Genomic DNA, 20,818 nt, shown 5'->3' on the forward strand with positions numbered 1-20,818 from the left:
GCGCCTGCTTGGGCGTGTCCCCCAAACGGAGGACACGCGGGACAACGTTCCGAACGTACCAGCGCTGCGCAAACGAGGGCAAGGACGCGTCCCGCGGCCCGAACGGTGCTCGACAGGGGCGGAAATAGGAGGAATAGGCTCGGAGGATGACTGCTGATCCCGCATCCCTCGTCGTACTCGGTGCAAGCGGCGACCTGACCGAGAGGCTCCTGCTTCCCGGTCTGGCGAGCCTCCTCGCAGGCGAAGGCACCCGCCCCCTGCAGCTGCTCGGCACCGGGCGCAGCGAGCGCGGTCAGGATGAGTGGCGCGACACCGTGCGGAAGGCGTTCGACGACGCCGGCGCCACCGGGTCCGAGGCGGCCGCCGTGCTCGACAGCACCGAGTACCTGCAGGCGGATCCGACCGAGAAGGAGGACCTGCAGCGCCTCCTCGACGCCTGCACCGGCGCCCCCATCCTGTACTTCGCGCTCCCGCCGACCATCACCATGAAGGTCTGCGCGGTCCTCGAGGAGCTGGAGCTGCCCGAGGGCACGTTCCTCGCCCTCGAGAAGCCCTTCGGCTCGGACAGCGAGAGCGCGGCGGAGCTGAACCGGCAGCTCGTGCGGATCGTGCCCGAGGAGCGCATCTTCCGGATCGACCACTTCCTCGGCACCGACACCGTGCTGAACCTTCTCGGGCTGCGGTTCGCGAACCGGCTCTTCGAGCCCGTCTGGAACGCCGGCAACATCGACCGCGTCGAGATCACCTACGACGAGGACCTCGCGCTCGAGGGGCGCGCGGCGTACTACGACAGCGCGGGCGCCCTCGTCGACATGATCCAGTCCCACCTCCTGCAGGTGCTCGCCGTGTTCGCCATGGAGCCGCCCGCGAGTCTCGACCCCGCCGATCTGCGCTCGGTCATGGCCCAGGTGCTTCGCGCCACGGAGGTGCAGGGGGGCGACCCGGTCGCCGCGAGCCGCCGCGCCCGCTACACCCAGGCGACGGTGGACGGGGAGGACGTGCCCTCCTACACCGACGAGGAGGGCGTCGACCCCTCCCGCAACACGGAGACACTCGCCGAGGTGACCTTCGCGGTGCAGAACCGCCGCTGGGCGGGCGTGCCGTTCGTCCTGCGCTCCGGCAAGGCACTGAAGTCGAACCGGAAGAACATTGTGGTGACCTTCGCACCCGTGCCCTCGCTGCCCCGCGGACTGAAGGGTCACGCGCAGCCGGATCGCATGGTCATCGACCTCAAGCAGCACACGGTCGAGCTGGAGCTCACCATGAACGGAAGCGAGGACCCGTTCACCCTGGAGCAGGCCTCGCTCCGGACGGAGCTGCGCGGCGCCGATCTCACGCCGTACGGCGAGGTGCTGCGCGGCATCCTCCACAACGACCCGACCCTGTCGGTGCGGGCTGATGTGGCGGAGCGTTGCTGGCGCATCGTCGAGCCGGTGCTCGATGCCTGGCGCGAGGATCGCGTGCCGCTCGACGAGTACCCGGCCGGATCGGACGGCCCGTCCTCCTGGAGCTAGTCCCCAGCCGGTAGGCCGGAAGACCCCGACCCGGCCGCTGCGCTCAGGATCGCACCGGCGCCTCGGGCGTGAACACCCCGGTGTCGTCCGCCCGCTCGCGTCGGCGTGCCCGCGCCCAGACGAAGAAGCCGGCGAGCGTGAAGGCCCCGTAGAACAGGTACATGATCGCGGAGGCGTAGTAGCCCGCGCTGAGGAGCAGGGGCACGCCCACGATGTCGACGGCGACCCAGATGAGCCAGAACTCGACCCAGCCCTTGGCCATGCCGTACGTGGCGAGCAGGGAGCCCATGAAGATCCAGGCGTCCGCCCACACGGGCTCGTACGAGCCGAGCGCGCTGAAGATCGGGGTGAGCACCGCGGTGCCGCCGACGAGCGCGACGACGAGCAGCGCCCGCTCCCGGCCCGAAGCCCAGCGAGGCGTCACGGCAGCCCCGCCCGCGTGCTTGCTCTGCCGCCAGCGGTACCAGCCGTAGACGGAGACCGCGATGAACATGAGCTGCCGTCCCGCCTGACCCAGCAGGTTCACCGGGTTCGGCGTGCCGAAGACGGCGCCCAGGAAGACCGTGAACAGCAGCACGTTGCCCAGGATGCCGACCGGCCACGCCCAGACCCGGCGGCGCATGCCCCCGAGGGCGCTGGCGAGGCCGAAGAGGTTGCCGAGCACTTCACGCCACAGCACGACCTGATCACCGATCACCAGCTGTGCGTCGAAGAGCCATCGAAGCAGATCCATGTGCCGTTGTCCCGTCCGTTCGTCGAGTCGATCGGCTACGGGGGTGCGGCGCGCGACGGGTGCGCCGAATCGGCGCGCCCGCTCACGGACGCGTGCTTCTCCCATCCAGACTTTGACTGTCGGTACCGGAATTCCACCGGTTCAGCCCCCGCCTGAGTCGCCTCGGACAGGAGCTCGCGGACTATCACCGCCGGTACGGATTTCCACCGTCCCCGGAGCACGTGTTACCCCACCATTGTGCACCCGGCGCGGGCCGCATTCCGCACGGCCACCCCGACGGGCCACCCTGGCGGGGTTGACGACCCGACCGGTCGCCGCGTCCGTTACTCGGTGGGCACCTCGGGCTGCGACGGGGCCGCCTCGAGCAGCCCGAGCGCGTGCAGCTGCTCGGACAGCCCCGAGCCGTCGGGAGCGTAGAGCCAGGGCACGATGCCCTGGTCCTGCCCGTCGCCCTTGGCGCGACCGCCGGCCAGCACCGCCTCGCCGGGGGAGAGCTGACGGATGAGCACCGCGACGACGTTCTCCGGGTTGCTCCGCACGAACTCGCCGTAGAGCTCCTCGTCGTGCTGTCCGTCGTCGCCGATCAGGATCCAGCGCACGTGGGGGAAGTCCTCCGCGAGCCGCAGCAGGTTGTTGCGCTTGTGCTCGCTGCCGCTGCGGAACCAGCGGTCGTGCGTGGGGCCCCAGTCGGTGAGGAGCAGGGCGCCGGACGGGTACAGGTTGCGGGAGAGGAAGCGGGTCAGCGTCGGCGCGACGTTCCACGCCCCGGTGGACAGGTAGATCATCGGCGACCCGGGGTGGGAGAGCCGCAGCCGCTCGTAGAGCACGGCCATCCCCGGGGTCGGCGTGCGGGCGTGCTCGTTGAGCACGAAGGTGTTCCAGGCGGCGAGGAAGGGCCGGGGGAGCGCCGTCACCATGACGGTGTCGTCGATGTCGGAGACGATGCCGGTGAGGACCTCGTCGCCGACGATGAAGACGGGCGCCTCGACGAACTCCGAGTCCTCGGCCTGGATGCGGATCGTGCGCATGCCGGGCTCGAGCGACGCCTCCATGGTCACGTCGATGACGCCGCCGCGGTCGGCGCGGACGGTGGTGCGGACGCCGTCGACCTCCACCGTCACGGGCGCGTTCGCGATGGGGACGCTGGTGAAGCTGCGCCAGCCCCGCACGCTCTCCTGTCGCGCCTTCCTCGTGCTCCGCGGGGCCGCGAGCAGCACCCGGCCGAGCACGCGGATGCGGTGCGGGGTGCCGTACCCGGCGTACGGGATCACCGTGGGGAGGTGTCCCTGGGCGCGGGCGCGCTTCTCCCGGAACTCGTGGAACGCATTCTCGATGCGGGCCGCGCGGTGCATGAGGGGCGCCGCGGTCGTCTGCACGAGCGGGGACTTCTTCCGTAGGGCTGCCACCTGATCAGTTTGTCAGAGAACGGCGTGTCCACCGTTTCGCGGACTGCGGGGGTACCTCCGAAAGGTTTAGCCTAAGGTGACGCTTCATCAGTTCGGGTTCGAGATCCGACAGCCGCCGCATTCGGCGGGGAAGCCGTGAAAGGACGACCACGTTGAGCGAAAGGCCAGGGGAGCCGCAGCCGGATCGTTCGCCGACCGTCCGTAACGAGCCGGTGCAGGCCAGGAGCGCTGCTCGGTTGGAGGCGCTGCTCGACGCCGCGGCCGCGATCGTCGACGAAGTCGGCTACGAGCGGCTGACGACGGCGATGGTCGCCGAGCGCGCGGGCGCCTCCATCGGCACCGTGTACCGGTACTACCCGGACAGGATCGCCCTCCTCCGGGCCCTCAGCGGGCGGTCCTTCCAGCGCTACGTCGACTCGGTCGCCGGTGGCGTCGACCGGCTGCTCTCGGGCTCGTGGGACGACGCCGTCGACCTGGCCGTCGACGCCTACGCTCAGATGTTCCGCACCGAGCCCGGATTCCGAGCCATCCGCTTCGGCGACACGCTGGACCTCGGCGCGGAGGGCGGGGCCCTCGACAACAACCGCATGCTGGCGAACGAGATCGCCCGCATCCTCGCGGAGCGCTTCGACTCGACGTCGGAGGCCCTCATGTTCGCTCTCGAGGTGGCCGTGGAGATGATGGACGCGCTGCTCTACCGGGCGTTCAGCGTCGATCCGAACGGGGACGAGCGATTCATCGAGGAGGCGCGCGTCGTCATGCGGGAGTACCTCACCCGTCACCTCCCCGTCGCCGTCTGAGCGGAGCCTGTGCGTATCCCGGGCGTGCGAGTCGGTGTTGTGATCTTCCGGCCATCGGTGCTTATGTAGGCATTTGCAAAGCCCATGTTCGCCGACGAGGAATGAGCGACCGCGATGATCGAGTTCCGCTCGGTGTCGAAGCAGTTCCCGGACGGCACCGTCGCCGTCGACGACTTCAGCCACGTCCTGCCCACGGGCAAGGCAACTGTGCTCGTCGGATCATCGGGAAGCGGCAAGACGACCCTCCTACGCATGATCAACCGGATGGTCGAGCCGACGGGCGGCCAGGTGCTCATCGACGGCACCGACGTGGCCAAGCTGGACCGCGTGAGGCTGCGCCGGAGCATCGGCTACGTGCTGCAGGCCGCCGGCCTTCTGCCGCATCGCCGCGTCATCGACAACGTCGCGACCGTCCCCGTGCTGAACGGCGTCCGCAAGGCGGAGGCCCGGGAGCGTGCCTACGAGCTGCTCGACAAGGTCGGCCTCGACCGCGCGCTCGGTGAGCGCTACCCGAGCCAGCTCTCGGGCGGTCAGCAGCAGCGCGTCGGGGTGGCCCGCGCCCTCGCCGCCGACCCCGAGATCCTGCTGATGGACGAGCCGTTCGGCGCCGTCGACCCGATCGTGCGCGCCGACCTCCAGCTGGAGCTCAACCGGCTGCAGCGCGAGCTCGGCAAGACCATCGTGTTCGTGACGCACGACATCGACGAGGCGTTCACGGTCGCGGACCAGGTCGTGATCTTCCGCAAGGGCGGCGTCGTGGCGCAGGCGGGAACGCCCGCGGAGATCCTCGCCCACCCGGCGGACGACTTCGTCGCCAGCTTCGTCGGTGCGGATGCCGGACGCCGCTCGCTGCAGCTGCAGCACCGCCCGGGCGACGACCGTCCGCTCGTGGTGGACCGGGACGGCCGGCCCATCGGTGTGCTCGAATCGACAGTAGAGGCCGCGCCTGGCGCGGGTGCTTCGGCGCAGGGTGGGACAGCGACGTGACCTGGGTCTGGGACAACCTCGACCTCATCGGGCGTCTGTCGCTCGAGCACGTGCGGCTCAGCGTCCCGCCGATCGTGCTCGGCCTCCTCATCGCCGTGCCCATCGGCTGGCTCGCCCACCGGTACCGGCGCGCGCGGCCGGCCATCCTCACCGTCATCGGCCTGCTCTACACGATCCCGTCGCTCGCCCTCTTCGTGATCCTGCCCGCCGTGCTCGGCGTCGGCTTCCTCAGCGAGGTCAACGTCACGGTGGCCCTGACGATCTATGCCGTCGCCATCCTCGTGCGCTCGGTCGCCGACGCGCTCGGCTCCGTCGACGCCGAGGTGCGCCAGGCGGCGACCGCAATCGGCTATTCCGGGTGGAGCCGGTTCTGGGTCGTCGAGCTGCCCCTCGCGGGGCCGGTCGTGCTCGCCGGGCTGCGCGTCGCCGCGGTCAGCACCGTGAGCCTCGTGACCGTGGGCATCTTCGTCGGGGTCGAGAGCCTCGGCTATCTGTTCATCAACGGGCTGCAGCGACGCATCCTCGCCGAGGTCGCGTCCGGGCTCGTGATGACCGTGGTCATCGCGCTCGTGATCGACCTGCTGCTCGTGCTCCTCGGCCGAGCGCTGATGCCCTGGACGCGCGTCGACTCCCGACGTTCCCGTCGGCGCCGCCCGGCTGCGGGGGTGGTGAGCCGATGACCCTCGTCCTCGACGCGCTCGCCTGGCTGTTCTCCCCGGAGCGCCTGACCGGCAGCAACGCGATCCCCACCCGGCTGCTGGAGCACCTTTTCTACACCGGCATCTCCGTGCTGGTCGCGGCGCTCATCGCGATCCCCGTCGGCTACCTGATCGGCCACACCGGCCGCGGACGGGAGCTCGCCGTGAGCATCTCGGGCGCCGCGCGCGCCCTGCCCTCCTTCGGCCTTCTGCTCGTGGTCGTGCTGCTCGTCGGCACGACCCGCGCGCCGCTCGCGGCGGTCGTCGCGTTCGTGCTCCTCGCGATCCCGTCCGTGCTCGCCGGCGCCTACTCGGGCATCGAGGCGATCGACCGCCGGATCATCGACGCCGCCCGAGCTCAGGGGATGACGGAGTGGCAGATCCTGCTCCGCGTCGAGGTTCCGCTCGGCCTGCCGCTCCTCCTCGGCGGCCTGCGCAACGCCGCGCTCCAGGTGGTCTCGACCGTCACCCTCGCCGCCTACATCGGCCTCGGCGGACTCGGCATCTACATCTTCCGCGCCATCCCGCTGCGCCGGTACGACGAGATGCTGGGCAGCGCCATCCTCATCGTGGTGCTCGCCCTCGTGGTCGACGCCGTCTTCGCGCTTCTCCAGCGCCTCTCCGTGCCCCGCGGCATCACCGCCGGCAGGGCCACCCGAACCCGCGGGTCCACACCTGGGCCGCGAGCACCGATGGGGTCGCCCATCGCCTACAAGTAAGGATGATGATGTTCACAGCACGGAAAAAAGGCCGGCTCGCCCTTGGCGCAGTCGCGGTCGGGGCCGCATTGGCCCTGGCAGGGTGCGCGTCGGGCGACCCGCTCGAGCCCGCCGACTCCTCGGCCGGCGGCGACGGCGGCTCAGGCGCCATCGTCGTCGGTTCGCAGACCTACTACTCCAACGAGATCATCGCGGAGATCTACGCGCAGGCGCTGGAGAACGCCGGTCTCGAGGTCGAGCGCAAGTTCCAGATCGGGCAGCGCGACGCCTACATCCCCGCCCTCGAGGGCGGCGAGGTCGACGTGTTCCCCGAGTACACGGGCAACCTGCTGCAGTACTTCTCGCCCGAAACGACGGCGACCCTTCCCGACGAGGTGTATGCCGAGCTCCAGGAGGCGGTGCCGGACGGGCTCACCGTGCTCGAGCAGTCCCCGGCGACCGACCAGGACTCCTACAACGTGACGCGCCAGTTCTCCGAGGAGAACGGCGTGACCTCGCTCGCCGACCTGGCCGACGTCACCGTGCCCCTCACCCTCGGCGGCAACGCTGAGCTGGAGGAGCGCCCCTACGGGCCCAGCGGACTGGCCGACGTCTACGGCGCGGAGGTCGCGTTCAGCGCGACCGGCGACACGACGGTCGACGCGCTCGTGGAGGGCACCGTCAACATCGCCAACGTGTACAGCGCCGACCCCCGCATCGCCTCGGAGGACCTGGTGACGCTCGAGGACCCCGAGGGCCTGTTCCTCGCGTCGAACGTCGTGCCGATCGTGAGCGAGGACGTGGCCGGGGACGTGGAGGAGGTGCTGAACGCGGTGAACGCCGAGCTCACGCCCGAGGGTCTCGCGGCCCTGAACGCCCTCAGCGTCGACGAGGAGCAGTCGTCCGACAAGATCGCCACCGACTGGCTCACCGAGAAGGGCCTGGTCGACTAACCGACCGATCCACGCGGCGGGGTCCGGGGGCTACGGCTTCCGGGCCCCGCCGTCCGTCCGGGTCTCGTCACGCCCGGCCATGTACTTCTCCTCGAAGTGCGACAGGACCTTCTTGACCACGACGATCAGCAGAACGAAGGCGACGACGATCCCCACGAAGATGTAGCCCGCGTAGTGCAGCTGGTCGGACAGCTCGCGATAGCTCCCGGCCGCGGCCGAGCCCACCGACACGTAGGCGAACGCCCAGAGCACGCATGCCGGGGCCGTCCAGGCGAGGAACTGCCGGTAGCGCATGCCGCTCATGCCGACGGTGAGCGGGATCAGCGAGTGCAGGACGGGCAGGAAGCGGGAGATGAACACCGCGATGCCGCCGCGACGGGCGAGGTAGTTCTCCGCCCGCACCCAGTTCCGCTCGCCGATCCGTGCCCCGAGCCGGGACGCGCGGATCCACGGGCCGAAGTAGCGGCCGAGGGCGAAGCCGATGCTCTCGCCGCACAGCGCGCCGACGATAATGGCGGCGACGAGCGAGAAGTACTGCACCGATCCGTCCACCGCGGTGCTGGAGACGATGACGACGGTGTCGCCCGGCATGATGAGGCCGACGAGCACCGAGGTCTCGAGAAGCACCGCGACACCGGTGAGAATCGTGCGCAGCACAGGATCGACGCTCTGGACGAGCTCGAGGATCCACGTGAGCGCTTCGTTCACGTCTCCGACTGTAGGCGGTCGGAGGTCAGGATTCCCTGGGGCCGCCGGGAAGCGGCCGGCGCAGGGCCTGCAGCCGCGTACGCCAGAGGGCGAGGCGGCCCGGCTCGGCGGCGAGGGCCGGCCCCTCCTGCCACTCGCGCACGATGCGGATGCCCTGCGCCGCGTTGACCGCCCACACCTCGAGCCCGTCGAGGTCGGCCGGCGCGCGGCGCTCGTGCAGCACCTCCACCCCGAGCGCCGCGGCGAGCGTGAGCACCGACCGCGACGTCACGCTGTCCACCCGGGCGAGCTCCGGGGCCGGGGTGCAGAGCGCATCGCCCCGCCACCAGAGCATCGCGCTGTACGCGGCCTCGATCACGCTGCCGTCGTCCGCCGTCAGCACCACCTCGCCTGCGCCCCGCTTGGCGGCGGCGGCCCGCAGCAGCCCGAGGCGCTCGAGGTCCGGACCCTTGATCGACGGGGTGCGCCTCGGGTCGGGGCCGTCGTGGGTGGTGACGACGACCGACGCGGTGCGGTCCGGGGCGGGCCGCACGTGCAGCAGCAGCTCGGGATCGTGCGCGGCGCCCGCGCACAGGTCGACCCGAGGGAACCAGTCGCCGGTGCGCGGAAGCGCGGCCACGGCGGCATCCCAGAACGGGGAGAGATCGACGGACGCGCCCTGGGCGTCGGCGGACCGGAGGAAGCGGTCACGGTGCAGCGCGAGCCCGAGCACGGCACCGTCGGACACGAGCCAGGAGTCGGCGGCCAGCACGTCGCCGAACGACGTCGCATCCGCGTCGGCGGGGTCCAGGCGCTCCTCGCCGGGATTCCAGCGGAGGAGCGCACTCATAGGCTTAGGCTAACCCGGCCCGGCGGGCGGATCGCACCGGGGGACGGGTCGGGACGGAACGGGCACATGACGAAGCGATTGATCGCGCGGCGCCTCGGCCACCCCGTGGACGCGCCCGCCGCCTTCGAGGCACTGTTCGGCGCCGCTGCCGCCGCCTTCTGGCTCGACTCCTCTGACGGCTCGGGATGGAGCTACCTGGGCGCCGGGGACCCCCTCCCGACGGGATCGGGCGGCGTGCTCGACGCCCTCGCCGACGCGCTGGAGTCGGCCGGAGGGCCGGGGGCCGTCGACGTGTCCGAGGCGCCGGACGGCATGGCGTTCCGGCTCGGCTGGGTGGGCCGGCTCGACTACGAGCTCTGGCGGCGCACCGCCGCACGGCACCCGGAACTCGAGGGCTCGCCGGGCGGCGCGTTCCTCGCGGCGGACCGCATGCTCGCGCTCGATCACGGCGCGGGACGCGCCTGGCTCGTGGCCTTCGACACGGCGGACGGCATCCGGTGGCTCGCGGATGCGGAGGGGGTGCTCGCCGCCCTCAGCCGTCACCGAACGGACGCAGCGGCCGTCGCCACCGCCTCTGCCGCCGCTCCCACCTCCGCCGCCCCTCCGGCGCCCACTTCGGCGCCGAGCGTCGCCACCTGGCGGCACTCGGACGCCGAGTACCTCGCGTTGATCGAGCGCTGTCGCACGGCCATCCGTGCCGGCGACGCGTACCAGCTGTGCCTCACCAACACCGCCACCGTTCCGGGGACCTTCGATCCGCTCGCGGTGCACCGGCGGTTGCGCTCGATCAGCCCCGCACCGCACGCGGGGCTGCTCCGGCTGGGGGAGTCGACCCTGGTCAGTGCGTCGCCGGAGCGCTTCCTGCGGATCACGCCCGACGGGATCGCCACGACACGGCCGATCAAGGGCACCCGGCGTCGCGACGCCGACGAGCGGGAGGACAGCCGCCTGCGCCGGGAGCTCGTCGAGAGCGACAAGGAGCGGGCCGAGAACCTGATGATCGTCGACCTCATGCGCAACGATCTGTCGAAGGTGTGCCGCCTCGGCTCCGTGCGGGTGACCGCCCTGCTGCAGGTGGAGTCGTACGCCCAGGTGCACCAGCTCGTCAGCACCGTCGAGGGCAGGCTGGCGGAGGGCATCACCGCGGTCGACGCGGTGCGCGCGCTCTTCCCCGCGGGCTCCATGACGGGCGCACCGAAGCTGCGGGCCATCGAGATCCTGGCTGCGCTCGAGGGCGGGCCGCGCGGCACGTACTCCGGCGCGTTCGGGTACCTCGGGGTGGACGGGGCGCTCGACCTCGCCATGGTCATCCGCAGCGTCGTGCTCGGTCCGTCGGGCGCGACCGTCGGCGCGGGCGGCGGCATCACGACGCTGTCCGAGCCTCGTGAGGAGCTCGAGGAGGTGCGGCTGAAGTCCGCGCCGCTCCTTCGCGCTCTGGGCGAATGAGCCTCGATCGCCCCGACTCCAGCGACTCCCGCGGCCGCCGCGACTTCCGCGACCGCCGGGGCGCCGGCGGCCTCCGCCGCTCCCGCGTCCCAGCCGCCCTTCACGTACTGACCCGGACCGACCGGCGGAACCTCCGCGGCCGATCCGGGTCAGCTCATGGCCCGTCCAGAGTGCTCTAGGGCTGGAACACCGCCCGCACGCAGCCGTCCTTCTTGTTCTTGAACATGTCGTAGCCCTTCGGGCCGTCGTCCAGCGGCATCACGTGGGTCGCGAGGTGCTCCGTCGTGAGCTCGTCGCGCTGCATCCGCTCGAGCAGCATCGGGATGTAGCGCTGGCCGTGCTGCTGGGCGCCCCGCACCGTGAGCCCCTTGTTGATGACGGCACCGAGCGGGAACTTGTCGACCACGGCACCGAACACCCCGAGCACGAAGACGTTACCGCCCTTGCGCGCCGCCATGATCGCCTCCCGCACCGCGGTGGGCCGGTCCGTCTGCATGCGCAGCTGCTGCTTCACCTGGTCGTAGAGGTAGTCGGCGCCCGTGCCGTGCGCCTCCATCCCCACCGCCTCGATGCAGACGTCGGGCCCGCGCCCGCCCGAGAGCTCGCGCAGCTCGGGCAGGACGGACGTGTCCTCGTAGTCGAGCGTCTCGGCGCCGATGAAGTCGCGCACCTGCTCGAGCCGCTCGGGGATGCGGTCGATCACGACGACGCGCTCGGCGCCGAGGAGCATGGCCGCGCGGGCCGCCATCTGACCCACCGCGCCGGCGCCCCACACCGCCACGACGTCACCGGGGCCGACCCCGCCGAGGTCGGCACCCATCCAGCCGGTCGGCACGGCGTCCGACGCGAACAGGGCGCGCTCGTTGCTCACGCCGTCCGGCACCGTGAACGCGCCGATGTCGGCGAAGGGCACCCGCACGTACTCCGCGTGGCTGCCGGCGAAGCCGCCGAGCGCGTGCGAGTAGCCGTAGATGCCACCGGGTGAAGCACCCCACAGCGCTTCCGGGATGCCCGGGTTCGGGTTCGTGTTGTCGCAGAGCGAGTACATGTCGTTGAGGCAGTAGTAGCAGGTGCCGCAGCTGATGAACGAGGCGACGACGACGCGGTCGCCGACGCGGTGCTTCTGCACCCCGGAGCCGACCTCGACCACCTCGCCGATGAACTCGTGCCCGATCACGTCGCCCGCCCGCATGGTCGGTACGTATCCGCCGAGGAGGTGCAGGTCGGAGCCGCACGAGGTGGTGAGCAGGATCTTCACGATCACGTCGTGGGAGTTGAGGATGCGGGGGTCGTCGACGTTCTCGACGGCGAGCTTGTTCACGCCGCGCCAGGTCAGGGCCTTCACAGCACGCCCTCGCCCTCTGCGCGCTCCTCGGCGGCATCGACCATCGCGCCCATCACGGTCGCGGCCCGCTTGCCGTGCGGCCGCGGATGCCCGACCATCACCTCGCCGACCTCGGCGAGCTCCTTGGCCTCCCGCAGGGCGGAGCGCAGCTCGCGCAACGACTCCGCACCGCGTGCGCCGCGCGACGACGACCCGCGGACCAGGCGAGCGGCGACCTCCGTGCCACGGCCGCCGGGAGCGTGGCGGAACTGCACCTCGATGCGGTCCGCGAGCGCGGCGAGCGGACGGGGAAGGGATCCGCCCGGGGCGATCTCATCCTGGGTGCGGCCGATGGTGACGACGCGCCACCGGTCCTGGTCCTGTTCGATGTGCTTGTCCACCACCTGAGCGGCCTTCTGTGCGACGACGCCCACGGTTGCGACGCCGGCGAGTAGGAACGTGGTGCGTAGTGCTTTCGACATGGCTCTCCTTTTCCGTGGTGCACACCGTACGCGCCGAGGCCGCGAGTCATAAGGGGATGGCCAGGGGCGGCGGCGTCCTGCAGTCCCCGCGCCACTCGATACGATTGGTGTCCGCGCCCGCCGTGGTCGAGCGGCCCTTCCGCGCCGCCGTCCGTTTCGACGCCGCCGCTGTGGCGGCCCGGGTGCGGTCCCCAGCGAGACGAGAAGCGAGACACGTGGCAGAGAACGACACCGCCGGCGCCGACGGATACGACATCCGGGCGATCCAGGACCGATGGCTCCCGATCTGGGAGGAGAAGCGTCCCTTCGACGTGACCCTCAGCGACGACTCGCGTCCCCGCAAGTACGTGCTCGACATGTTCCCGTACCCGTCCGGCGACCTGCACATGGGCCACGCGGAGGCGTACGCGCTCGGCGACGTCATCGCCCGGTACTGGCGTCAGCAGGGCTTCAACGTTCTGCACCCCATCGGCTGGGACTCGTTCGGCCTGCCCGCGGAGAATGCCGCCATCAAGCGGGGCATCGACCCGGTGGGCTGGACCTACGACAACATCGACCAGCAGAAGCGCACGATGAAGCGGTACGCGCCGTCGTTCGACTGGAGCCGGGTGCTGCACACGAGCGACCCCGAGTACTACAGGTGGAACCAGTGGCTGTTCCTCAAGATGTACGAGAAGGGCCTCGCGTACCGGAAGGACAGCTGGGTCAACTGGGACCCGGTGGACCAGACCGTGCTCGCGAACGAGCAGGTTCTGCCGGACGGCACCTCGGAGCGCTCCGGCGCACTCGTGGTGAAGAAGAAGCTCACCCAGTGGTACCTGAAGATCACGGACTACGCGGACCGGCTGCTCGACGACCTGAACCAGCTCGAGGGCAAGTGGCCCTCCAAGGTCATCGCCATGCAGCGCAACTGGATCGGTCGCTCGGTCGGAGCGGACGTCGACTTCGTGATCGAGGGCCGCGACGAGCCCGTCACTGTGTTCACGACGCGTCCGGACACGCTGTTCGGTGCGACCTTCATGGTCGTGGCGCCCGACTCCGACCTCGCCGCCGAACTGGCGGCGGGATCCACGTCCGAGGTGCAGGCCGCGTTCGGCGAGTACCTGCAGCGCGTGCAGAAGTCGAACGACATCGAGCGCCTGACGGCCGACCGGGAGAAGACCGGCGTGCCACTGGAGCGCTACGCGATCAACCCCGCCAACGGTGAGCGCATCCCGATCTGGGCCGCGGACTACGTGCTGGCCGACTACGGCACCGGCGCGGTGATGGCCGTGCCCGCGCACGACCAGCGCGACCTCGACTTCGCCCGCGCGTTCGGCCTGCCGGTGCGGGTCGTCGTCGACACGACGCAGCCGGCCACCGGCGCGATCCCGATCGTCCAGGCGGACGCGGAGGTGCAGGCCCCGACGCTCGACGAGCTCGACCCGGTCGCCACCGGCGTTGCGCTGCCCGGCGAGGGGCGGCTCATCAACTCCGGGCGCCTCGACGGTCTGAGCAAGCAGAACGCGATCAAGCGGATCATCGAGACGCTGCAGGCCGAGGGCACCGGGCGACCGGCGAAGAACTACCGCCTGCGCGATTGGCTCATCTCGCGCCAGCGCTACTGGGGCACGCCGATCCCGATCATCCACGGCCAGAACGGCGAGGAGATCCCGGTCCCCGAGGATCAGCTGCCCGTCGTGCTGCCGCCGACGGAGGGCCTCGACCTGCGGCCGAAGGGCTCGTCGCCGCTCGGCGGCGCGGAGGACTGGGTCAACGTGCCCAACCCGATCGACGGCACCCCGGCCAGGCGCGACCCGGACACCATGGACACGTTCGTGGACAGCTCCTGGTACTTCCTGCGCTTCCTCAACCCGGGCGACGACACCAAGGCGTTCGACCCGAAGGACGCGGAGAAGTGGGCCCCGGTCGACCAGTACGTGGGCGGCGTGACGCACGCGATCCTGCACCTGCTGTACGCGCGCTTCATCACGAAGGTGCTGTTCGACCTCGGCTACGTGACCTTCACCGAGCCGTTCTCCGCGCTGCTCAACCAGGGCATGGTGCAGATGGACGGGTCGGCCATGTCGAAGAGCAAGGGCAACCTCGTGCGGCTATCCGAGCAGCTCGACGAGCACGGCGTGGACGCCGTGCGGCTCACGATGGCGTTCGCCGGTCCGCCGGAGGACGACATCGACTGGGCTGACGTCTCGCCCGCCGCGTCCGGCAAGTTCCTCGCCCGCGCGTGGCGGCTCACCCAGGCCGTGACGAGCCCGGTGGACGCGGACCCGGCGACCGGGAACGAGGCGCTCCGCCGCCACACGCACCGGTTCCTCGCCGATGCGCCCGGACTCATCGAGGCCTTCAAGTTCAACGTCGTGGTCGCGCGCCTCATGGAGCTCGTAAACGCGGTGCGCAAGGCGATCGACACCGGCCCCGGCGGCGCGGATCCGGCCGTCCGCGAGGCGGTCGAGGTCGTAGCCGTGGGGCTCAGCCTGTTCGCGCCGTACACGGCGGAGGACATGTGGGCGCGCCTCGGTCGCACCGGCTTCGTGGCGTACGCCGGCTGGCGGAAGGCCGACTCGACGCTGCTCGTGGAGACGAGCGTCACCGCGGTCGTTCAGGTGGACGGCAAGGTGCGCGACCGCCTCGAGGTGAGCCCGAAGATCTCCCGCGAGGAGCTCGAGTCGCTGGCCCGCGCGTCCGCGGCGGTCACCCGCTCGGTGGGCGACCGCGAAATCGTGAACGTGATCGTGCGCGCCCCGCGCCTCGTCAACATCGCGACCCGCCCCACCGCCTGACCCGTCCCCGCCCCGCCCCGCTTCTGAGCGGGGCGGGGCACCACGGTCCCTGAGCCCGTCGAAGGGACGCGAGGCACCACGGTCCCTGAGCCTGTCGAAGGGACGCGAGGCACCTACGGTCCCTGAGCCTGTCGAAGGGACACAAGCTTCCCCGCCGCGGCGCTCACGGCCTCTGCCCACCTCAGGGACGGGAGGCGCTCGGCCGGCGGCCACCACGGTCCCTGAGCCTGTCGAAGGGACGCACCACTCCCTCTCAGCGGACCGCCCCCTGCCGCAGCGCACGGACCTCCCGCCCTCGCGCCGACGCACCGCGCGGGCCTCCTAGCCTCCCGGCATGGATTCCCCCGCCCCGGTCCCGGTCGACCCCGTACCGGATCGACCCATGCTCCCTCGACCGGAGGATCGCTCGTGGGTGCCTCCGGGTGTCGCCGCCCGGCTGAGGCGCGGCGCGGGCGCGGTCGTCGTGCTGCTCCTGCTCGCCCTCGCGGCGGCGGTCCTCGTCTCGCTGCTGACCCCGGCGGGGGCGAGCGCGACCCTTGAGCGGCCCGCGGCGACGGCCGAGGGCGGGGCGCCGGCGGGACCGCGACAGGGGGATCCGAACGCGCCGGGCTCGCCGACGCCTCCGGCTGAGGCGGGCCCCGCCGATCCCGGTGCCACAGCAGCGCCGGCGACCGATGCCCAGGCCAGGCCGGTGCTGGTGCACGTGCTCGGGGCCGTCGCGGCGCCGGGACTCTTCGAGCTGGGCGCCGGCGCCCGCGCCGTCGATGCCGTCGCTGCGGCCGGCGGACTGGCGCCCGCAGCCGATCAGGCGCGGCTCAACCTCGCCCGCGTCGTCACCGACGGCGAGCAGCTGTACGTGCCGGCGGTGGGGGAGGTGATCCCGCTCGCCGTCGTGCCGCCCGGGGCGACGGCGAGCGGCCCGGGCGGTGCCGCCACGGGGGCGCCACCCGCCGTGGTGGACCTCAACACGGCGACCCTGGGCGACCTGGACACGCTGCCTCGGATCGGTCCGGGGCTGGCGCAGCGGATCCTCGATTGGCGCAGCGCGAACGGTGGGTTCAGCGAGCCGGAGGACCTGCTCGAGGTACCGGGCATAGGGGACCGGACCTTCGAGGGACTGCGGGAGCGGGTGAGGGTGTGATCCTGCTGCGGCTCGCCATTCCGGCGGTGGCCGGGTGGGCCACGGCGTTTCTGCTCGTGGCGGCGCCCGACCTGAGGATGGGCACCGCCGTCGGGCTGTGGCTCCTTGCGATCCTGCTGGCGGTCGTCGTGGTCCTCGTCGCGCCGGGCGGTCCCCTGATGCGGCACTGGTGGATGATCGTGTGCCTCGTGGTGCTGGTCGCCGCCCTGACGGCCACGTCCGTCGTCGCGCACGGTGCCGCCCGGCGTCCGCCACCGGTGCGGGAGGCGATCGAGGCCGGGGGAGCGGTGGCGCTGACCGTGCGGATCGACGGTCCGCCCCACGCCGGCACGGGCGCATCCCTCTCGGGCGAGCTGATGGCCCGCGAGCGCACGCGGGCGACCTTCCTCGCGACCGCGCCCGTCCGCCCCGCCCAACCGGGCCCCTCCGTGGCGTCGATGGCCGTGCCCGTGCTGCTCTTCTCCTCCGGCGGGCTCCTCGGCTCCGCCGGGAGAGGCGACGCTCCGCGGTCGGGCCGCGCGAAGGCGACGGCGGCATCGACAGTGGCGCCACCCATCGGCACGGTCCTGAGGGTCCACGGAACGGTGAGAGGCACCGCACCGGAGGACGACGTGTCGCTACTCGTGTTCGTGCGCGGACGGGCCGAGGTGGTGGAGGGACCGCCGTGGTGGCTCGACTGGGCGTCGCGGCTCCGCGCGGACTTCTCGTCCGCCGCCGAGCGCCTGCCGGGCGACGGCGGGAACCTGCTCCCTGGTCTCGTGGTGGGCGACACCGCCGCCGTGGACGAGCGGCTGGATGCTGCCCTCAAGCAGAGCTCGCTCACCCACCTCACGGCTGTGTCCGGGGCGAACTGCGCGATCGTGATCGGGGCCGTGCTCGCCGTCACGTCCGCGCTGGGCTGCCGCCGCGGTGTCCGGATCGCGACCGGCCTCGTCGCGCTGGCCGGCTTCGTCGTGCTCGTGACGCCGGAGCCGAGTGTGCTCCGCGCCGCCGTTATGGCGAGCATCGCCCTGGCTGCCGTCGCGTCCGGGCGGCCCCTGCACGGCGTGCCCTCCCTGGCCCTCGCGGTGATCGTGCTGCTGACCATCGACCCCTGGCTGGCGCGCAGCTACGGCTTCGCGCTCTCGGCCCTGGCCACCGCGGGGCTCCTCGTGCTCTCCGGCCCGCTCACGCGATCCGTCGGCCGGGTGCTGCCCACCCCGGTCGCCGCGATCGTCGCCCTGCCGATCGCGGCACAGGCGGCGTGCCAGCCCGTGCTGATCCTGCTCGCCCCGACCCTGCCCCTGTACGGCGTGCCGGCGAACATCCTCGCGGCGCCGGCCGTGCCCGTGGCGACCATCGTCGGGATGCTGGCCATCGCGCTCCTGCCGGTCGCGCCGCCGGTGGCGATGGCCGCGATGTCGGTGGCCTGGGCGCCGGCCGCCTGGATCTCTGCGGTCGCGGTCACGATCTCGCGCCTGCCCGAGGCGCGGGTGCCCTGGCTCGACGGGGGTGCCGGCGCTCTGCTGCTCGCCGTGGTCACGGTGCTGGTCCTCGTCGCCGTGCTGGGCGACGGGAGCCGCGAGCATCGCCGCGTGCGTCGGCTGTGCGCGGCCTCCACCGTCGTGGCGGTCGGCGCCTACGTCGGCACGCTGGCCGGGTCGAGCCTGCGCGACCGGCTCAGCCTGCCGCCCGACTGGCAGTACGCCGCCTGCGACGTCGGTCAGGGCGACGCCCTCCTGGTGCGGTCCGGCTCCCAGGTCGCCCTGGTGGACGTCGGGCCGGAGCCGGACCCCCTCGAAGCCTGCCTGAGGCGACTCGGCATCGGCCGCATCGATCTGCTGGTGCTCACCCACTACGACCTCGACCACGTCGGGGGAGCGGCGGCCGTGCTCGGGCGCGTGAGCACCGCGCTGGTGGGGCCGACGGAGAACCGGGAGGACAAGCGGCTCGTCGACCGGCTGCGCTCGCACGGCGCGGATGTGACGGTCGCGACCGCGGGGCTCTTCGGCCGGCTCGGCTCGCTGGACTGGACCGTGCTCTGGCCGCGCGACCGTGGGGAGCGCACGCTCACCGGCAACGAGGGCAGCGTGACGATGCGGTGCGAGGCGCCCGCGCGCTGCTCGACCGGCTGCCTCAGCGGTCTGCTTCTCGGCGACCTAGGCGAGGAGTCGCAGAACGCCGTCCTCCGGACCGCCTCGCCGGAGCCGGTCGACGTCGTCAAGGTCGCGCACCACGGCTCCGCCGACCAGAGCGCCCGGCTGTACGACCGCGTGAGGGCGACGGCCGGCATTATCTCGGTCGGTGCCGACAACACGTACGGGCACCCGACCGACTCGGTCCTGTCGATCCTGCGTTCGGCGGGCACCGCGGTCCTCCGCACCGACCGCGGCGGCCTCACCGTCCTCGCCCCCGGCCCCGACCCGGGCACCATCCGAGTCTGGTCCGAGCGCCCGGACTCCCACGCTCCCTGAGCCCCGCGGTCCCTGCGCTTGTTACGGTCCCTGAGACTTCTACGCTCGCTCCCTGAGCCCCCCCTCGCTCCCTGAGCCTTCTACGGTCCCTGAGCCTGTCGAAGGGACGGGAGCTCACCTCGCGTCGCTTCGACAGGCTCAGCGACCGTGTGCTCACGGTCCTCGCGTCTCGGCACCATTCCCGGCCCGCGGGAGCCGCTTCCACGGTCCCTGAGCCCGTCGAAGGGACGTGACCGGCGCCGAGCCTCGGGCGCGGTGCGGGAGGGTCGGTGGGGCATGGCACCCTTGGAGGTGCGGTCGACCCGGGAACGTCGGGTGGCGGTGCGAGGGAACGGGAGAGCAGTGGCAGCGAGAACGTCATCGAAGTCGGCCGTCGCCATCCCGCAGCTGCCCTGGGATCAGGTGCGCCCCGCACCCGTGGTGCTGGTGTCCGGCACGGAGGCCTTCCTCGCGGACCGCGCCATGCGGCAGCTGCGCGACATCCTGAAGACCGAGGACCCCAGCCTCGAGGTCAGCGACATCCGCGCGGACGACTACGCGCCCGGCGAGCTGCTGACGCTCGCGAGCCCGTCGCTGTTCGGCGAGCCGCGGCTCCTGCGCATCACGAACGTCGAGAAGTGCAACGACGTCTTCCTCACCGAGGCGCTGGCCTACGTCGCGGCGCCGGCGGAGGACACCTACGTGATCCTCCGGCACAACGGCGGGGTCCGGGGCAAGAAGCTGCTCGACGCGATCCGCGGCGGAGCGGGCGGTGGCATCGAGGTCGTGTGCACCGAGCTCAAGAAGGACAGCGAGAAGTTCGACTTCGCCGTCGCCGAGTTCCGCACGGCCAGGCGGAAGATCACGCCGAGCGCGCTGCGCGCCGTCGTCGCGGCCTTCCAGGACGACCTCAGCGAGCTCGCCTCCGCCTGCCAGCAGCTGATCTCCGACTCCGCCGCCGAGATCACCGAGGCGACCGTCGACAAGTACTACGGCGGGCGCGTCGAGACCAACGCGTTCAAGGTCGCGGATGCGGCCCTCGCCGGCAGGATGGGCGAGGCCCTCATCCTGCTGCGGCACGCGCTCGCGACCGGGGCGGACCCCGTTCCCGTCGTCGCCGCGTTCGCCACCAAGATGCGCACGATGGCCCGGGTCTCGGGCGCTCGCGGCGGCGCGAACCAGATCGCGTCCTCGCTCGGCCTGGCCCCGTGGCAGGTCGACCGCGCGCGCCGCGACCTCGCGGGGTGGAGCGACGAGGGCATCGGCCGCGCGATCGAGGTTCTCGCCGAGACGGACGCCAGCGTCAAGGGCGCGGGCCGCGATCCGGTGTACGCGCTGGAGCGCATGGTGAGCGTCATCGCCCGGCGCGGCGCCCCCGACTGAGCGAGGCACCTGCAGCACGCCGTGCTCTCGCCGGACGCGGCGCATCCGCCCGACGCGCGGTCGCTGACGACCAGCCCGCCCGCAAAGCAGAAGGCCCCGCCGAAGCGGGGCCTTCTTCTGTTCGCCGGGGGCACGGGGCCCCGGTCGAGCCGGACTACTTGGTGAGCGCGCCGACCTGCTTCGCGAGGGCCGACTTGCGGTTCGCGGCCTGGTTCTTGTGGATGACACCCTTGCTGACAGCCTTGTCCAGACGCTTGCCGGCGAGGGCGAGAGCCTTGGCGGCCTTGTCGGCGTCACCGGCGGCGATGGCCTCGCGCGTGGAGCGGACGACCGTCTTCAGCTGGCTCTTGACCGCCTTGTTGCGCTCCTGAGCCTTCTTGTTGGTGTTGATGCGCTTGATCTGCGACTTGATGTTTGCCACGTGAATATCGTCTTTCGTTCGTGTGAATGGGTAAGTACCTGTGCCGCTCAGCGAGAGAGGGCGCCTCGCGGCGAGATCGTGGG

General features: G+C 71.8%; 18 protein-coding genes and 1 riboswitch. Of the genes, 11 read left to right on the top strand and 7 right to left on the bottom strand.

Annotated elements, in window-relative coordinates:
* The first annotated feature begins 146 nt into the window (after positions 1–146).
* Positions 147–1,514: a glucose-6-phosphate dehydrogenase gene (locus tag DAI20_RS12025; RefSeq protein WP_108251117.1), complete on the top strand. Its 1,368-nt coding sequence runs from the start codon at positions 147–149 to the stop codon at positions 1,512–1,514.
* 43 nt (positions 1,515–1,557) lie between these two features.
* Here the strand turns inward: DAI20_RS12025 and pnuC are convergent, their stop codons facing one another.
* Positions 1,558–2,247 (bottom strand): nicotinamide riboside transporter PnuC, encoded by a 690-nt coding sequence (gene pnuC, locus DAI20_RS12030; protein ID WP_108251119.1) that lies wholly within the window; start codon positions 2,245–2,247, stop codon positions 1,558–1,560.
* Between the two features lie 89 nt (positions 2,248–2,336).
* Positions 2,337–2,471: riboswitch (FMN riboswitch) on the bottom strand.
* Between the two features lie 99 nt (positions 2,472–2,570).
* The gene (locus DAI20_RS12035) at positions 2,571–3,653 is read right to left on the bottom strand and encodes an App1 family protein phosphatidate phosphatase (RefSeq protein ID WP_438501986.1); all 1,083 of its coding nucleotides are present in this window, start codon (positions 3,651–3,653) and stop codon (positions 2,571–2,573) included.
* A 152-nt stretch (positions 3,654–3,805) separates the two neighbouring features.
* Here DAI20_RS12035 and DAI20_RS12040 point away from each other — a divergent pair, with 152 nt between their 5' ends.
* From DAI20_RS12040 to DAI20_RS12060, 5 genes are all read left to right on the top strand, one after another.
* Entirely contained in the window at positions 3,806–4,453 is a 648-nt protein-coding gene (locus DAI20_RS12040) for a TetR/AcrR family transcriptional regulator (RefSeq protein WP_108251121.1), read from the top strand.
* Between the two features lie 114 nt (positions 4,454–4,567).
* Positions 4,568–5,440 (top strand): ABC transporter ATP-binding protein, encoded by an 873-nt coding sequence (locus DAI20_RS12045; protein ID WP_108251123.1) that lies wholly within the window; start codon positions 4,568–4,570, stop codon positions 5,438–5,440.
* Positions 5,437–6,120: an ABC transporter permease gene (locus DAI20_RS12050; RefSeq protein WP_108251125.1), complete on the top strand. Its 684-nt coding sequence runs from the start codon at positions 5,437–5,439 to the stop codon at positions 6,118–6,120. The genes DAI20_RS12045 and DAI20_RS12050 overlap by 4 nt, the downstream gene beginning before the upstream one ends.
* The gene (locus tag DAI20_RS12055; RefSeq protein ID WP_108251127.1) at positions 6,117–6,857 is read left to right on the top strand and encodes an ABC transporter permease; all 741 of its coding nucleotides are present in this window, start codon (positions 6,117–6,119) and stop codon (positions 6,855–6,857) included. Before DAI20_RS12050 ends, DAI20_RS12055 begins: the two co-directional genes overlap by 4 nt.
* A gap of 8 nt (positions 6,858–6,865) precedes the next feature.
* Positions 6,866–7,789, top strand: a complete 924-nt coding sequence (locus DAI20_RS12060) for an ABC transporter substrate-binding protein (RefSeq protein WP_108251709.1) — start codon at positions 6,866–6,868, stop codon at positions 7,787–7,789.
* 30 nt (positions 7,790–7,819) lie between these two features.
* Here the strand turns inward: DAI20_RS12060 and DAI20_RS12065 are convergent, their stop codons facing one another.
* Both DAI20_RS12065 and DAI20_RS12070 read right to left on the bottom strand, forming a co-directional pair.
* Complete coding sequence (locus DAI20_RS12065; protein WP_108251129.1) at positions 7,820–8,497, bottom strand: DedA family protein; 678 nt, start codon at positions 8,495–8,497, stop codon at positions 7,820–7,822.
* A 25-nt stretch (positions 8,498–8,522) separates the two neighbouring features.
* Positions 8,523–9,326, bottom strand: a complete 804-nt coding sequence (locus DAI20_RS12070) for an aminotransferase class IV (RefSeq protein WP_108251131.1) — start codon at positions 9,324–9,326, stop codon at positions 8,523–8,525.
* 66 nt (positions 9,327–9,392) lie between these two features.
* Here DAI20_RS12070 and DAI20_RS12075 point away from each other — a divergent pair, with 66 nt between their 5' ends.
* Entirely contained in the window at positions 9,393–10,772 is a 1,380-nt protein-coding gene (locus tag DAI20_RS12075; protein ID WP_108251133.1) for an anthranilate synthase component I family protein, read from the top strand.
* A gap of 175 nt (positions 10,773–10,947) precedes the next feature.
* On the opposite strand, the gene DAI20_RS12080 is transcribed toward DAI20_RS12075, so the two are convergent.
* Positions 10,948–12,117 carry a zinc-dependent alcohol dehydrogenase gene (locus DAI20_RS12080; RefSeq protein ID WP_108251135.1) on the bottom strand — a complete coding sequence of 390 codons (1,170 nt, stop codon included), beginning with the start codon at positions 12,115–12,117 and terminating at the stop codon, positions 10,948–10,950.
* Positions 12,114–12,578 (bottom strand): hypothetical protein, encoded by a 465-nt coding sequence (locus DAI20_RS12085; protein WP_108251137.1) that lies wholly within the window; start codon positions 12,576–12,578, stop codon positions 12,114–12,116. The genes DAI20_RS12080 and DAI20_RS12085 overlap by 4 nt, the downstream gene beginning before the upstream one ends.
* A 215-nt stretch (positions 12,579–12,793) precedes the next feature.
* Here DAI20_RS12085 and leuS point away from each other — a divergent pair, with 215 nt between their 5' ends.
* The 4 genes from leuS to holA all read left to right on the top strand — a co-directional run bounded on the left by leuS (position 12,794) and on the right by holA (position 20,314).
* Positions 12,794–15,358 (top strand): leucine--tRNA ligase, encoded by a 2,565-nt coding sequence (leuS, locus tag DAI20_RS12090; protein WP_240606054.1) that lies wholly within the window; start codon positions 12,794–12,796, stop codon positions 15,356–15,358.
* A gap of 334 nt (positions 15,359–15,692) precedes the next feature.
* Positions 15,693–16,499, top strand: coding sequence for a helix-hairpin-helix domain-containing protein (locus tag DAI20_RS12095; protein ID WP_240606055.1), 807 nt, complete (start codon positions 15,693–15,695; stop codon positions 16,497–16,499).
* Positions 16,496–18,952 (top strand): ComEC/Rec2 family competence protein, encoded by a 2,457-nt coding sequence (locus DAI20_RS12100; RefSeq protein ID WP_108251143.1) that lies wholly within the window; start codon positions 16,496–16,498, stop codon positions 18,950–18,952. Before DAI20_RS12095 ends, DAI20_RS12100 begins: the two co-directional genes overlap by 4 nt.
* A 342-nt stretch (positions 18,953–19,294) precedes the next feature.
* A complete protein-coding gene (gene holA / locus DAI20_RS12105) occupies positions 19,295–20,314 on the top strand; it encodes a DNA polymerase III subunit delta (RefSeq protein ID WP_108251146.1) in 1,020 nt (339 codons plus the stop codon).
* Positions 20,315–20,468: 154 nt separating this feature from the next.
* Here holA and rpsT read toward each other — a convergent pair whose 3' ends face one another.
* On the bottom strand, positions 20,469–20,735 hold the full coding sequence (gene rpsT, locus DAI20_RS12110) for a 30S ribosomal protein S20 (RefSeq protein WP_108251148.1): 267 nt from the start codon (positions 20,733–20,735) through the stop codon (positions 20,469–20,471).
* Positions 20,736–20,818 lie beyond the last annotated feature (83 nt).

Source organism: Planctomonas deserti (assembly GCF_003067705.1).
Classification (GTDB): domain Bacteria; phylum Actinomycetota; class Actinomycetes; order Actinomycetales; family Microbacteriaceae; genus Planctomonas; species Planctomonas deserti.